The organism is Microbispora sp. NPDC049633 (assembly GCF_040675265.1).
Classification (GTDB): domain Bacteria; phylum Actinomycetota; class Actinomycetes; order Streptosporangiales; family Streptosporangiaceae; genus Microbispora; species Microbispora maris.
On the sequence record NZ_JBFAOO010000002.1, the window covers coordinates 14,939 to 28,761 of the forward strand.

13 protein-coding genes are annotated in these 13,823 nt (G+C 69.2%); all 13 read left to right on the forward strand.

Going from position 1 to position 13,823, the window contains the following annotated elements:
- The 13 genes from AB0J39_RS00870 to AB0J39_RS00930 all read left to right on the forward strand — a co-directional run bounded on the left by AB0J39_RS00870 (position 1) and on the right by AB0J39_RS00930 (position 13,813).
- Positions 1 to 600 carry a phage tail protein gene (locus tag AB0J39_RS00870; protein WP_363460372.1) on the forward strand — a complete coding sequence of 200 codons (600 nt, stop codon included), beginning with the start codon at positions 1 to 3 and terminating at the stop codon, positions 598 to 600.
- A gap of 63 nt (positions 601 to 663) precedes the next feature.
- Complete coding sequence (locus AB0J39_RS00875) at positions 664 to 1,527, forward strand: hypothetical protein (protein ID WP_363460374.1); 864 nt, start codon at positions 664 to 666, stop codon at positions 1,525 to 1,527.
- A 147-nt stretch (positions 1,528 to 1,674) separates the two neighbouring features.
- A complete protein-coding gene (locus tag AB0J39_RS00880; RefSeq protein WP_363460376.1) occupies positions 1,675 to 4,989 on the forward strand; it encodes an NlpC/P60 family protein in 3,315 nt (1,104 codons plus the stop codon).
- On the forward strand, positions 4,982 to 5,965 hold the full coding sequence (locus AB0J39_RS00885) for a hypothetical protein (RefSeq protein ID WP_363460378.1): 984 nt from the start codon (positions 4,982 to 4,984) through the stop codon (positions 5,963 to 5,965). The genes AB0J39_RS00880 and AB0J39_RS00885 overlap by 8 nt, the downstream gene beginning before the upstream one ends.
- Entirely contained in the window at positions 5,962 to 6,225 is a 264-nt protein-coding gene (locus AB0J39_RS00890) for a hypothetical protein (protein ID WP_363460380.1), read from the forward strand. Before AB0J39_RS00885 ends, AB0J39_RS00890 begins: the two co-directional genes overlap by 4 nt.
- The gene (locus AB0J39_RS00895; RefSeq protein ID WP_363460382.1) at positions 6,218 to 7,375 is read left to right on the forward strand and encodes a hypothetical protein; all 1,158 of its coding nucleotides are present in this window, start codon (positions 6,218 to 6,220) and stop codon (positions 7,373 to 7,375) included. The genes AB0J39_RS00890 and AB0J39_RS00895 overlap by 8 nt, the downstream gene beginning before the upstream one ends.
- Positions 7,372 to 8,097 carry a phage baseplate assembly protein V gene (locus tag AB0J39_RS00900; protein WP_363460384.1) on the forward strand — a complete coding sequence of 242 codons (726 nt, stop codon included), beginning with the start codon at positions 7,372 to 7,374 and terminating at the stop codon, positions 8,095 to 8,097. Before AB0J39_RS00895 ends, AB0J39_RS00900 begins: the two co-directional genes overlap by 4 nt.
- A 26-nt stretch (positions 8,098 to 8,123) precedes the next feature.
- The gene (locus AB0J39_RS00905) at positions 8,124 to 8,546 is read left to right on the forward strand and encodes a GPW/gp25 family protein (RefSeq protein WP_363460386.1); all 423 of its coding nucleotides are present in this window, start codon (positions 8,124 to 8,126) and stop codon (positions 8,544 to 8,546) included.
- Positions 8,539 to 10,023, forward strand: a complete 1,485-nt coding sequence (locus tag AB0J39_RS00910; RefSeq protein WP_363460388.1) for a baseplate J/gp47 family protein — start codon at positions 8,539 to 8,541, stop codon at positions 10,021 to 10,023. Before AB0J39_RS00905 ends, AB0J39_RS00910 begins: the two co-directional genes overlap by 8 nt.
- 9 nt (positions 10,024 to 10,032) lie before the next feature.
- A complete protein-coding gene (locus tag AB0J39_RS00915; RefSeq protein ID WP_363460390.1) occupies positions 10,033 to 11,175 on the forward strand; it encodes a hypothetical protein in 1,143 nt (380 codons plus the stop codon).
- A 10-nt stretch (positions 11,176 to 11,185) separates the two neighbouring features.
- Positions 11,186 to 11,536, forward strand: coding sequence for a hypothetical protein (locus tag AB0J39_RS00920; RefSeq protein WP_363460392.1), 351 nt, complete (start codon positions 11,186 to 11,188; stop codon positions 11,534 to 11,536).
- Positions 11,533 to 12,513, forward strand: a complete 981-nt coding sequence (locus AB0J39_RS00925; protein ID WP_363460394.1) for a hypothetical protein — start codon at positions 11,533 to 11,535, stop codon at positions 12,511 to 12,513. The genes AB0J39_RS00920 and AB0J39_RS00925 overlap by 4 nt, the downstream gene beginning before the upstream one ends.
- A gap of 1 nt (position 12,514) precedes the next feature.
- Positions 12,515 to 13,813 carry a hypothetical protein gene (locus AB0J39_RS00930; RefSeq protein ID WP_363460396.1) on the forward strand — a complete coding sequence of 433 codons (1,299 nt, stop codon included), beginning with the start codon at positions 12,515 to 12,517 and terminating at the stop codon, positions 13,811 to 13,813.
- The last annotated feature ends 10 nt before the right edge of the window (positions 13,814 to 13,823 follow it).

A 13,823-nucleotide genomic window follows, 5' to 3' on the forward strand; every position in this document is an offset into this window, starting at 1 on the left:
ATGGGTACCCCTCTGCCCCCCGGCGGTAGCTCGACGAGCGTCGAGGACCGCACCAAGACCGACCCGCTGCGGTCGTTCCGGTTCAAGGTCGTCTTCTCCGACACCAAGAACTACGGCTTCAACAACAACTCCGGGACCGCCAATGGCGCGACCGGCGTCACCGGTTTCATGAACGTAACCGGACTTTCGATGACAACTGAGGTCATTCCGTACCGCGAGGGCGGGATGAACACCACGACCAGGAAGATGCCGGGCCAGTCGGACTACAGTCCGATTTCGCTGTCGCGTGGCCTGACCCTCGGCAACCACGCGATGTACAACTGGATGCTGGAGCTGTTCGACGTCCTCCAGGGCAACACGACCCAGTCGAACACCGACTTCAGGATGAACGTCGCGATCTACCTGCTCGCGCACCCGTGGCCGGGCCCCAACCCGCCGCAGCTGGCGGGCTGGCGGATCTACAACGCCTGGCCGACGTCCCTGGCGTTCTCCGACCTGGACGCGGGCGCGAACTCGATCTCGATCTCGCAGATGACCCTGGCCCACGAGGGCTGGGAGATGATCTTGTCCGACGACAGGTCCAACATCGACTTCCAGTAGTCCTGGAACGTTCCACAGCCGCCCGGCCCGCCAGGGTCGTCGACCACGAAAAGGACACCTGTCATGGATCTCAACCCGCCGTTCCCCGTACTGCCCGGTCAGGGCCAGTACGTCAGCCCCGAAGACAACCCCGGCGTGCTGGCGGCCACCCAGCAGGTGCTGGCCAACGCCATCCGCTCCACCCCCATGACGCCCCCTGAGCCGAACATCGTCCGCCTGCCGGGCGGCGTCTCGGTCAACGGCCAGTGGATCACCGAGGCCCGCGTGCGCGAGCTGAACGGCGCCGACGAGGAGGCCATCGGCCGCGCGGCGGTCTCCGGCCTGCCGGAGAAGATCCCGGACGCGATCCTGTCCTGCGGCGTGATCAGCCTCGGCGACAACCCGGTGACCCCCGCCCTGCTCGACGACATGATCATCGGCGACCGCGAGGCGCTGATCCTCGGCATCCGGCGGGTCACCTACGGCAAGACCATCGACTTCGACCCCCTGACCTGCCGCGACTGCGGCACCCAGATGGTGGTCAAGTACGACCTGGCCGACATCCCCGTCAAGCAGCTCGACGCCGAGACCAACGAGTTCGAGGTCACCCTGCGCGACGGCCGGATCGCCACCGTCCGCCTGGCCACGGGCGGCGACCAGAAGGCCGTCATGACGGCCAGCCGGGCCAAGGAGCTGTCCACGCCCGAGCAGCAGACCATTCTGCTGGCGCGGACCGTGCTGCGGATCACCTCGGCCGACGGCACCCAGCAGACGGCCTTCGGCACCCGCCAGGCCCAGATGATGGGCGCCGCCGACCGGCACGCCATCCTGCGCGAGCTGAGCGAACGCAAGATCGGCCCCGACCACGACCAGGCCCTGATCAACTGCACCGGCTGCGGCGAGAAGGTCGAGGTACCGGTCAACATCGACACCTTGTTTCGCGACTGAGGTCCCCGAACTCTTCGACATCTACGAGGCACTGGTGCTGGCTTACCCCGGATGGACGCTGACCGACGCGCGGGCCCTGACCCCGCGCGAGCGGCACTTCTTCATCAGCCGGGCGTCCGAACGCGCTGAACGGAGGGCCTTGCAGCAGTGACCACCCCCAACGATCCGGCGGCGCAGTACATCGTCCGGATCCTCAACATCAACAAGCTGGAGCAGGCCTCCACGAGCTTCGCCACGGCCACCACCAAGCTCCAAAAGCACAACGACAACCTGGGCCAGCAGCTGTCCAAGCTCACCACCACCCTGGACAAGCTGGTCCAGCAGCTCCAGCGCGGCGGCGGGGGCGGTGGTGGCGCGCTGCCGTCCACCGGCAGCGGGGGCAAGACCCGCATCGGCGGGGACGCCACCTTCGGCGGGATCCCGCACGGCCAGCACCAGCCGGGCGCGTCCGGCTCCTCCGGCGGCGGGTCCGGCTCCTCGGGCGGGACCTTCTCCGGCCAGTCCGACCCGTCCGGCTCGGGCGGCAATCCCAAGACCCCCAACGGGGGCGGGTCGAAGTTCACCGTCACCCCGACTACCGGCCAGCGCATCATGGCCGCCATCGGCGGCACCACCCCCAAGCACTGGAAGACCTCCAGCGGCACGCCCGCCATGTTCGGCGCGCTGGAGACCGGCATCGCCTCGGCCAAGTACTACGCGGGGATGTTCGAGCAGCAGGCCATCGCCCAGCAGGACACCAACCTCCAGTTGGGCATGCTCAAGTCGTTCGGCCAGCAGTACCGCCCGGCCGGGATGTCGGCCGACGCCTACCGGCAGCAGATCCAGCACTACGCCGTCGGCACCATCACGGGCGACAGCACGGCCCTGGGCAACATCTCCATGGCCCTGTCCGGCGCACGCGGCTACGCCCTGTCTGACCTGGACAACTACCAGTACACCTACAACATGTACCGGTACGCCTCGGGCCTGGACAACGCCAAGGCCCAGGGGCTGGAAAGCCTGTCGTCGGCCATCGGGGCGGTCGCGCCCGGCATCGGCGCCACCGGGGCCCTCCAGCGCGCCCACTCCATGGTCACCCCCGGCGCGCGGATGCGGTCCCGTCGCCTCGGCCTGGGCGACCCCGTCGGCAAGAACGGCAAGTTCGAGGGCGCCACCCAGTGGGCCAAGCGCTTCCTCAAGCGGATCTACCAGGGCCGCGAGGCGGTCGATCCCGCCGTGTTCGACATCGACTTCCAGACCGACGCGACCGGCTACATCGACCTGCAAGTGGCCCTCGGCCGCGAGGACGTGGACGACTTCGTCCAGATCCTGCGCTCGGTCAACAAGCAGCTCTACCGGGGCCAGGACGTGTCCTGGATGGACCAGGCGCTGACCGACGCCCACAAGCCCGGCACCAAGTTCGACAAGACCCGTGACCGGCTGGCCAAGGCGGACATCACCTTCCCCAGCACCGACGCGGCCGACATGGCCCGCTCGGAGGCCGTCCAGCGCGGCCAGGCCCTCATCGCCAACGACTCCTACCTGGCGATGCAGGACAAGATGACCACCACCGTCGATACCTTCGACGCGGCGGTGAACAACTTCACGAACTCGCCGATCATCAGGGACCTGTCGGCCTGGGCCAAGAACGTCGCGGTCACCCTCGGCCCGATGCTGGCCAAGGTCATGTCCGGCGCGAGCGCCGTCAGCAGCGTGGCATTCCCCGGCGCCGCCGTCTCCGGACAGGACGCCCAGGGCTCGGCCGCCGTCTCGGCCTCGCCGATCACCTCGACCAACTCCAGCGCCACCCACGGGGACTCCGGCAAGGGCGGCAAGGAGTCCGGCGTCAGCCTGGCCAACGCGGTCATCAACGAGGCCAAGCGCTGGCGCGGCAAGATCCACTACAGGATGGGCGCGGGCCGCGACAAGGCGGGCAACGGCAGGCTCAAGGCGGGCGGCCTGGCCGACTGCTCCTCCTTCGTGAACTACGTCTACGCCAAGGCGGCCGGTATCCACCTGGGCAGCTGGACCGGCCCCATGGCCGCCAAGGACGGCATCGACGTCCCGCTGGACGAGGTCGTCGCCGGGGACATTCTGCTGATGAACCCCACCGCCCAGAACGGGCACGTGGGCATCGCGATCAGCCGGGACAAGTTCATCGACAACAGCAGCAGCGCCAACGGCGTGACGATCAAGCCGATGAACGCTGTCCGCTGGACGCGGGCCAAGCGGGTCATCGGCTACGAGAAGTCCTCCAAGGGGAAGTTCGGCCCGGTCAAGCCGGGCGACAAGTACGACGGCAAGGCCGCCTTCGACTCCAAGGGATCCTCCGGCGGCGGGTCGTCCAGCTCCTCGGGCGGCGGCTCGGCCAGCTCCTCGTCGGGTAGCTCCTCGGGCGGCTCCAGTTCCGCCACGGGGGACTGGGGCGGTGGTGGCGGCGGTGGCGGAAGGGCCGTCGGCGGCGGCGGCATCGGCCTGGGCGCCCCTGGCACGGCGTTCGGTACCGACGAGATCAGCGCGCTGGCGGGCATCTTCGCCGGAGGCGGCGCCGGAGCGTCGGGCGGCGGCGGGGGAGGGGGCGAGACCACCGACTGGGGCGGCGGCGACTTCGGCGGCGGCGACAGCGGCTCCTCGGTCAGCGGCGGCACCGGCAGCGCGTCGACCAGCTCCGGCGCGTCGACCGGCGGCGCCACCAACGACCCCGACGGCACCAAGTCCAAGAACACCTCGGCGGCCGAGGGCGGCAAGCGCGGCGACGGCGACGGGAAGGGCTGGAAGAAGTATCTCGACCGCCTGCGCCCTGGCGACCTGAAGATCCCCAAGACGCCTGTCAGTCAGCTCGGCTCCCGCGCCCGCCGGAACATGGAACTGGGCCACCAGCTGGCCGCCAAGTACGGGTGGGGCGAGGGCCGCGACTGGGCGGCCCTGCAGTACATCTGGTTCCGCGAGTCCGGCTGGAACGACAAGGCCGAGGAGCGCTCCTCCGGCGCGTACGGCATCCCCCAGGCCAACCCCTCCGGCGGCCAGGGTGTGGCCAAGTCCAAGGAGTACCGCTCCTCGGCCGCCAAGCAGATCTCCTGGGGCCTGAACTACATCAAGGGCCGGTACGGCGACCCCGAGGGCGCCTGGGCGTTCTGGCACGACAAGGGCTGGTACGACAAGGGCGCCTGGAAGCTGCCCAAGGACGAGCTGGCCGTCGTCCACAAGGACGAGATGATCATCCCCGCCCGGCAGGCCAAGACCATCCGCGAGGCCCTGGTCGAGGAGAACATCAAGGCCGGGAACGGCGGCAAGTCGGCCGAGGGCGGCAGCGGCGGCGGCGGGAAGGTCGTGCTGCAGATCGCCTCCGGCGCGATCGTCGTCCACGCCAACGGCCCGGTCACCGAGGACACCGGAAAGACGATCATTCGCGGGATGCTCAAGGAGCTGGACCGCAAGAACCTGTACGCCCAGATCGCGCGAGGAGTCACCGACGATGACTAGCCCTGTGCCTCCGAGCCTGCCGACCACTCCGGACGCGGCCGAGGCCTGGACCGGGGGTAGCGGCGATGACCGCAACTCCAACAAGCCGTTCCACCCCTGGATCCAGGGCTACGACGTCTGGTGGGGCGGGCGCAACCCGGACGGCTCGGTCGGGTCCGACGTCGTCACCCACCCTATCGAGCGGGGCTTCATCCGTACCGACACCAGCCAGACGGACTACGAGGACAACGCCACCCCCGACCGCAAGCTGTACTTCCTGTACAACCCGGCGACGCTGGACATGGGCTTTTCCCCGGACGGGGCGGACTTCGGCGCGACCTACGTCTACACCCGCAAGAACGGCGGCCAGGCGTCCATGATCGCCGAGCTGAACCAGTCGATGTCCTTCCAGCTGCTGTTCGACCGCACCTACGAGGTGTCCTACCCGAACGTGTCCAACTGGACCAACCCGCAGATCGCCGAGGAGGGCGTGTGGCGCGACATCCGCGCGCTGCTGGCCTGGGCGGGCATCCTGGACGACACCAAGGGCGACGTCTACCAGATGACACTGGCCGGATTCTCGACCGCCACCATGGTCCAGTACCCCTCCTACTTCCACTTCGGGGCCACCGACAAGGCCCTGACGGTCTACGGCATCTGCACGGGCATCTCGATCAGCTGGACGCACTGGAGCAAGTCCATGGTGCCGATCCGCGCCGGAGTGTCGATCGACGTGCAGCTGCTGCCGAAGGTGGACTTCGAGCACTCGCCGGGGTCGGGCAACGCCTCCAGTAACAGCGACGCCTCCAGCGCCGTCGGCGGATCCGGTAAGGGCACCTCCGGCTCCGGCGCGGGCGGCTCCAAGCCGGTCATCGTCGACCCGACCCCGCAGGTGCCGATCGGCAACGGCGGCTCGACACCCACCCCGGCGCCCGGACCGAGCCCGGACCCCGGCACGCCCCTTCGTCGTCTGTCGAACATCTGGGGGAATGGATGAGCAGCAGGTATCAGGATCTCGGGACCGAGTCGCGGTCCTGGCGAGGCAAGCTCGTACGCGGGCAGGAGCTGCGGCCCCCGAGGACGTGGTGGTTCGACTACACCGACCACACCTGGCGCGAGGGTACCCGCATCGACCTGGTGGCCCACCAGTACTACGGCGACCCCTACGACTGGTGGCAGATCGCCGACGCCAACCCGGAGATCTTCTGGTGGGGCGAGCTGGAGCCGGGCACGATCATCAGGGTGCCGTATGTCTGATCGCGGGATCCTCCACTACGAGTTCTACATCGACGAGCAGCAGATCACCCCCGGCCCACTGGAGGTGGTGCTGAAGCCGTCGATCGCCAACAACACCGTGGCCCAGGTCCAGGTGCTGTACCACGGCCCCGGCCAGATGAAGAAGCGGCTGACGCTGCCCAAGCAGGGCACGCCGGTCCGTCTGGTGTGGGGCAAGAAGCCGTCCCAGCTGAAGACGTGGTACGGCTACATCGCCCACAGCGAGCCGACCGGGCGCCTGCCCGGCGGCCGGTACGGCAACACGATCGTCACTCACGTCCTGGTCGGCAACTCCCACCAGCTGCGTGCGGAGAAGACCCGGCGGTGGGAGGAGGTCACCGACTCCGGCATCGCCAAGCAGCTCGCGAGCGAGTACGGGCTGAGCCTGGTCGCCCACCGCACGAGTAAGGTCTACCCCTACCTGTACCAGCACGGCATCTCCGACATGGACTGGCTGCGCGAGCGGGCCAAGGCCTCGGGCCGCCAGCTGTGGATCGAGAACGGCACCCTGTACTTCACCGACCCCGCCTCGCTGGCGCTGGCCACCACCTCCACTCCGGTCAAGGGCCTGATGAACCGCTCGCGCAACCGCGCCGACAACGTCCACGACGCCGAGCCGCTGGTCGGCTCCCTGGTGCCGGTGGCGGGCAAGCAGGCCAACCGGCAGCTGACCGGCCTGGACATCGAGGCGAACGAGTTCCTGTATGACCGGTCGGCGGCCGACGAACCGGCCCCCGAGTGGGTTCGGCGGAACACGGCGATCACCTCGGTCAGCGACCTGTACCAGACCTCGGACGCGGTGAAGATCGAAAACGAGCAGTGGCTGCAGGCGCACATCACCCTGCACGGCGAGGTCGAGGCCATCCCCGGCAACCTGTTCGAGCTGACGGGCAAGGCGGTCCCACAGACCCTGGAGGGCCGGTGGCTGATCACCGACGCCACCCAGATCCTGCGCACCCGCGACTCGTCCGGCAACGGCCAGCGCTGGGGATATGAGTGCGAGGTCACCGTGGCCCGTAACCGGGAGGACAACCTGGCTCTGCGCGACACGACCATGCCCAAGGTGAACGACGCCTGCACCCTGGCGGGCGGCCGATGGATCGCCCGCTCCCGCAGGGAGGTGCTGCTGTGAGGGACCACAACGGCCTGTACCAGGGGATCGTGGTGTCCTCGGCCGACCCGGAGAAGAAGCGCCGCATCACCGCGCGGGTGCCCGACGTGCTCGGCACGACCATCTCCGAGTGGGCCCGCCCGGCCTCGATCGTCGACTCCCCGCTCAAGGCGGGCGACCCGGTGTGGATCGGCTTCCCCAACGGCGACTACCGCTGGCCGGTCTACCACGTCTTCAACGACCCCAAGTGGGGGCACGTCGTCCCCACCCCGGACCTGCTCACCGTCCACGGTCCCGACGAGCAGACCAGCGTGGAGCTGGCCAAGGAGTCGGCGCACGTACTTGGCCCCGGCGGCAATTCCGGCGCCCTGCTGAACGGGGACCTGCACGCACGGGGTAAGGGCGGCTACCACAACGTCTACGCCACCGACTTCATCAAGGTGTCCTCGCCCACTCTCAAGACCGATATCCGGCCGCTGGATTTCGACCCGGTAAAGGCCGTGGTAAATGCCCCCGTCTATTCGTTCAAGTACCTCGTCAATGGGCAGCCCGCCGTCGGCCCCATGCGGTCTGACCTGCCAGAAGTCGCCCAGATCGGCGACGAGCACGTCTCTGAGGGAACCATCGTCGGAATCCTGTGGGGCGCCGTACAGCAGCTCGCGGAGCAGGTCGAGGAATTGCAGGCCAAGCTCGCCGCTGTAAACGTCAGCGATCGTCCAAATACACTGGGAAAGGACGTATAAATCGCTGACGTAAGCAGGAGGTGGAATTGGACGTCACGGCTCCTGCGGCCATTGATTTGCCGTTCCGATTCGACGACAGCGGCCAGGTCGTCGCGACCTACGACGTGGACCGGCAGATCCGCCAGCGGCTGATCGGCATCATCGGCACCAACCCCACCGAGCGCGTCATGCAGCCCGACCTCGGCGTGGGTGTCGCCCGCATGGTCTTCGAGACCAACCCCGAGCACGTAGTCGCCGAGCTGACCGTCGACATCACCAACCAGGCCGCGCGGTACGAGCCGACCGTCGCCATCCGCCGGATCGTGCCCTACCCCAACGCCCAGAAGGGCGAGGCGAGGCTGGACGTGCAGTACTCCCGCACCGACACCACCGGCCGGACGGCCTCCCGCTTCGTCCACCGCGCCGCCGTCGGCTCCGGCGGCCTCATCAAGGAGGTTCGTGGTGGCTGACGCGCAGCCGGTATCCCTGGACTACACCGCCCGTGACTACGACGCCGTCGTGGCCGAGCTGATCCGGCGCGGCCAGCAGGTCCTGCCGAACTGGCAGCCCAAGGGCGAGGGCGACTTCGTCCTGCTGCTCACCCAGATCATGGCGTCGAGCACCGACCTGGCCAACTACTACATCGACCGCGTCCTGGGCGAGTCGACCCTGGCGACCGCGAGCACGCGCCAGGCGGTGCTGTCGCTGGCCGAGCAGGTCGGCTACATCACCCACGCCCGCATCCCGGCCACCGCCCAGGTGACGCTGGTGACCGACACCGGGGCGGGCGACATCCTCGTCCCGCGCGGCACGCAGGTGATCACCGACTACGTGGCCGAGGTCGACGGCCCGATCGTGTTCGAGACCGACGACGAGGTGACCGTCCCGGCCAACGGCGGCACCGCCACGGTCAACGTCACCGAGGGCCGCACCGTGCGGCCCTACCAGCTCGGCGTCGGCACCGCCGAGTCCAACCAGACCTTCACCCTGCCCAACCAGGGCGTCATCGAAGGCAGTGTGCGGGTGTGGGTCGAGGCCCCTCACGCCAACATCGAGTGGGTCCGCATCACCCGCATGATCGACGCCGCGCCGACCGACCGGGTGTTCATCACCCGCCAGCGGCCGGACGGCTCCACCATGATCGTGTTCGGCTCGGGCGTCAACGGCTACATCCCCGAACTCGGCGCCCGCATCTACGTCGCCTACCGGATCGGCGTCGGCAAGGCGGGCAACCTCGCGGCCGGGCGGATCCGCCTGCTGGCCTCCGACACCCTGACTGGCGTCCAGGTCGCCCGCGACAACTCCGGCAAGGCGGCCTCCACCGCCGCCGTCGGCGGCGCCGACGAGGAGGCCAACGACGAGATTCGCAGGAACGCCCCGCAGGCGTTCGCCGCGCAGCAGCGCTGCGTGACCACCGACGACTTCGCCCGCCTGGCCCTGGAGGTCCCCGGCGTCAGCGCGGCCCGCGCGGTCTCGGCCCGCTCCGGCTCGGTGACCTGCTACCTCACCGGCCCCGACCGGTCGGTCCCCAGCGCCCTGCTGATGCAGACCGTGCAGGACCACCTGCAGAGCCACGCGCTGGCCGGGACCAAGGTCGTGGTGGCCGCGCCGACGTTCGTCAAGGTCAACTTCGGCTCGGCCGACAACCCCTTGCGGATCTACGTGGCGCCCGGCTGGCGGGACATCCTCGTCAAGGCCAGCGTGGAAACGGCCCTGACGAACCTGTTCCGCTCCGATGCGGTGACCTTCGGCACCCGCATGACGCTGTCGCAGGTGTACACCAGCCTGGCCAGCGTCCCCGGCGTGATCAACATCAACATCCCGATCATGGCCCGAGCGGACGCCCCGCAGTCCGGTGCCGACGACGCGGTGATGGCCGACTACGAGCTGCCCGTCCTGGGGACCGTCGAGATCGCCACGGTGGGCGGCGTCATCACCCCCGTGTAAGGAGCGTTCGTGACCGCGTCGTACCCCGGTGGTATCCGCACCTGGACCACCAAGCTCGGCTGGCGCAACATCGTGTGGGCCAGCCACGTCAACGACCTGCAGACCGAAGTCGACGCCACCCAGCGCACCCTCGGCCTCAACCCGCACATCTCCCGCAACAACCCCGGCGGGCTGACCCGCAACTACGGCACCGTCGAGCAGCGGATGACCTCCCACGCCCGTGGCGAGGACCTGCTGTACTACCGGGGGCAGGTCAAGAACTTCGTCCCCGCGCCGGGCGAGTGGGTGGACGTGCCCATCACCGTCGGCGACGCCGTCTTGTCCGACCCGTTCCTGCTGTCCACCCCCGCCGGGGTGCGGCTCAACAGCACCGGCATGTGGATGATCGAGGCCCGCACCGAGTGGCAGGCCTCGGGCTACAGCGTCGTCAACCAGGCCCGGCGGATGCTGCGGGTGCTGGTCAACGGCGCCGACGTCGGCATGTCCCACCTGCTGTATGAGGACGCCCGCAACTCCTTCGCCCTGCACAACGCCGTCACCTGGCCGGAGATCTGGCCGCTCGGCACGGTCATCCGGGTGCAGGTCCGCGCTGACATCGAGCCCTCACCGACCACCACCCCACCGGCCGACCCGCTGCCGGGCAAGGTGTGGTGCCGCCGCCGCGCCCCGTGGAAGCTGCTGCGCTGCTGGAACGGCGCCGAGTGGGAGCCGTTCACCGGCACCCAGGACACAACCATCTCCAGCCCCACCGCGCCGTCCAGCGGCACCGGCAAGCTGTGGATCGATACCTCCGGAGACGAGCCGGTCGTGAAGGTGTACACCTCCGGCTCCTGGCGCGAGTTCACCGGCTGGAGCGAGATCACCACCGTCCACGACGGAGCCGCCGCGCCCACGCCCACCCAGGCCGGGCAGGTGTGGGTCGACACCATGGCCACGGCCAACCTGGTCCAGGCCTACCTGGAAGGCGCCTGGAAGCCGCTGTGCGGTCGCGACGTCGAGGACGGCGGCGGTAACCCCGCCCCGGTGCCCACGCCAACCCCGAACTACGGGCTGAAGGTCAACGTGTCCCTGCGGCTGCACCAGATGCGATCCCTGGACGCCGTCCCCCCGACCGGCACCGTCCGCGCGCCGCGCGACGTGCTGACCCCATAGGAGGACCCGCATGGCCACATACCCCAGCGCGTACCCCGTCTGGACGACGAAGTTCGACTACACGACCGTCGTCTACGCCGAGCACATCAACACCCTGCAGACCGAGCTGATCGACGGCGTCCAGCGCACCCTGGGCACCACCCCGCAGATCGCCCGCCACGACCCCGGCAGCACGCCGTTCGAGCTACTGGGCGTCGTCGACTGGATCGGCGAGGCCGACCGCGACAACCTCGACAAGATCATCAGAATCTGCCGGGACGACGCGACCTCCCGCCACAACTTCGACCCCAAGGCGGTCCTGGACGCCCTGTATGAGGCCTGGCCGCAGTGGGCCGAGCGCTACCCGAGGCAGGCAGCATGAGCGACTTCCTGGCCACCGACCCGCGCCAGATCGCGCGCTGGCTCACCACCACCGACCGGGGCAACCTGCGCACGATCACCGACCGGCTGGCCGACCGCTACGACCGGGGCGACCTGCCGCGCCGCAGCGACGTCACCGGCTGGCTCGGCACCGACCCCTCCCGGCCCACCGTGGGCCAGACCAAGCCGCCGCTGGTCGGCTCGCGCGACCACGTCACCGTCGCCTCCCGGCTGCAGTTCCAGGGACGGATGCTGCACCTGCCGTACTACCGGGGGACCGCCTACAACGTCCCGGTGGTCGCCGGAGCCTGGCAGCAGGCGAGCCTGCGCGCCTACGACGACCCCTTCCAGATGGCCTCGGGCAAGGGCCTGGTGCTCAACCAGGACGGGCTGTGGCGGTTCGTCGTCAAGATCGACCACTCGCCGGTTCCCGGCGCCGAGGCGCCCGCGACCTCCCGCGCCGCCCGGCTGGAGGTCAACGGCCAAGACGTCGGCCTGCGGGACTACCTCGACGACGACGCCGACATCACCAAGGAGGTCATCACGACCTTCACCTGGACTGAACAGTTCAAGGCAGGGTCGTCGCTGAACCTGTCCATGCGGGTGGAATCGGTGCCCTCGGGCTACAAGACCTTCGCCAACATCTACTTCCGGGCGTATCTGGTGCGCTGCGCCGAGGGCGGTTTCGACCACTACGCCTTCCCGCCCCCGCCCCCGCCGCCGGACGTGCCCAAGCCGCCGCCGGGCGGCCCGCCGGTCCGGGGACGGGTCATCGAGACCACCCGGCCCGAGACCCCGGTGTCGCCGAGCTACAGCAACACGGTGATCAACACGTGGTACGCCGACGGCACGCCGATGGTCGTCCACTCCGGCGGGACCACCTACTACTCCAGCGGGCCCGGCCAGCCGGTCAACTCCATGCCCGAAAACCAGTGGTGGGGGCAGCCCGCCGTTCCGATCATCCGACCGGGGTTCTGACATGGCCACCTATCCCACCGGGTTCCGCACCTTCACCACCAAGCGGGACTTCAGCCAGACGATCTTCGAGTCGCACGTCAACGACATCCAAGACGAGCTGTTCGCCTCCCAGACGGTGCTCGGGATCAACCCCCAGATCAGCACTCGCGATCCGGGCAACCTCGCCATCGACTACACCACCGTGGCCGACCGGCTGCAGGCCTACCTGCGCGGCGAGCAGCTGCCGTATTACCAGGGCGGCGTGCTCGCCTACCCGCTGACGCCCGGCAACACCTCCGTCCCGCCGCCGACGAGCACGCCCAAGCCGCCGCAGTCCGGCGGTGGCGGCTGCGCCGGGCACGAGTCCGGGCGCCAGTGGTTCCCGCCGATCCACTCCCGCTCCCACACCACCACCCCGATCAGCTCCTACCTCAAGCTGGTCAACGGCATCTTGACCCCCCTCGACGACGGCCCCTCGATCGCCGCCGACGAGCCTGGCCCCGGCCGGTACCGCTCGATCACCACCGGCAAGTGGTGGCAGGCCGACGTCGAGCGCGACAACATCTGGCAGTACCTGGTCGGCGACGACTGGGATCCCGACGACCACCAGGTGGGCCTGCCCCAGGTCGACGACGACAAGACCACCGAGGACGGCCGGTGGTGGCGCCTGCCGCTGGCGGCGACCGCCGACCCCTACACCATGCACTGGGGCGACGGCATCATCCTCAACGAAACCGGCCTGTGGTCGATCTCCTTGCGCGTGGACGGCGTCCCCACCACGCAGACCCGCGACGCCAAGGCCATCCGCCAGGCCCGGCTGGAGATCGACGGCAAAGACGTCATGCTGCGCCACCGCCTGCGCGAGCACGACGACAACGGCGACTTCCTGGTCAACACCGTCCACTGGACCGAGATCCTGCCGCGCGGCACCGCCATCAGCGCCTCGGCGCGCATCGACGGCCCCGGCCTGACCACCCCCGTGCCGATCAACGCCTACCTTCGCGTGCAGCTGGTGAGGTGCATCGACAACCCCAACCCCGACGGCGGCCTGGCCGACGCCCCGACGCCGATCTACACCCCGCCCCCGCCGCCGCCGCGCGTGGTCACCTCCAGCCCGAGCAGCAGCACCACCCCGAAGTGGACGCACGTCGACTCGACCATGAGCGTGATCATCGACGGGAACGGCAACGCCACCCGCGTGGTCAACGGGCCCGCGATCGAATCCCCGCCCGGCAGCGGTCACTACGTCGGCGCCTACGACGTCGGCTCGGTCCGATCCGGGGGGACCACCATCATCACTCAGTCGTCCTACTTCGCGTAACGGAGCGATC

What these genes read in the sequence shown, in the direction of transcription:
- AB0J39_RS00895 (WP_363460382.1), top strand. Translation starts at nt 6,218, where the DNA reads ATGTCTGATCGCGGGATCCTCCACTACGAGTTCTACATCGACGAGCAG.
- AB0J39_RS00890 (WP_363460380.1), top strand. Translation starts at nt 5,962, where the DNA reads ATGAGCAGCAGGTATCAGGATCTCGGGACCGAGTCGCGGTCCTGGCGA.
- AB0J39_RS00875 (WP_363460374.1), top strand. Translation starts at nt 664, where the DNA reads ATGGATCTCAACCCGCCGTTCCCCGTACTGCCCGGTCAGGGCCAGTAC.
- AB0J39_RS00920 (WP_363460392.1), top strand. Translation starts at nt 11,186, where the DNA reads ATGGCCACATACCCCAGCGCGTACCCCGTCTGGACGACGAAGTTCGAC.
- AB0J39_RS00925 (WP_363460394.1), top strand. Translation starts at nt 11,533, where the DNA reads ATGAGCGACTTCCTGGCCACCGACCCGCGCCAGATCGCGCGCTGGCTC.
- AB0J39_RS00930 (WP_363460396.1), top strand. Translation starts at nt 12,515, where the DNA reads ATGGCCACCTATCCCACCGGGTTCCGCACCTTCACCACCAAGCGGGAC.
- AB0J39_RS00885 (WP_363460378.1), top strand. Translation starts at nt 4,982, where the DNA reads ATGACTAGCCCTGTGCCTCCGAGCCTGCCGACCACTCCGGACGCGGCC.
- AB0J39_RS00870 (WP_363460372.1), top strand. Translation starts at nt 1, where the DNA reads ATGGGTACCCCTCTGCCCCCCGGCGGTAGCTCGACGAGCGTCGAGGAC.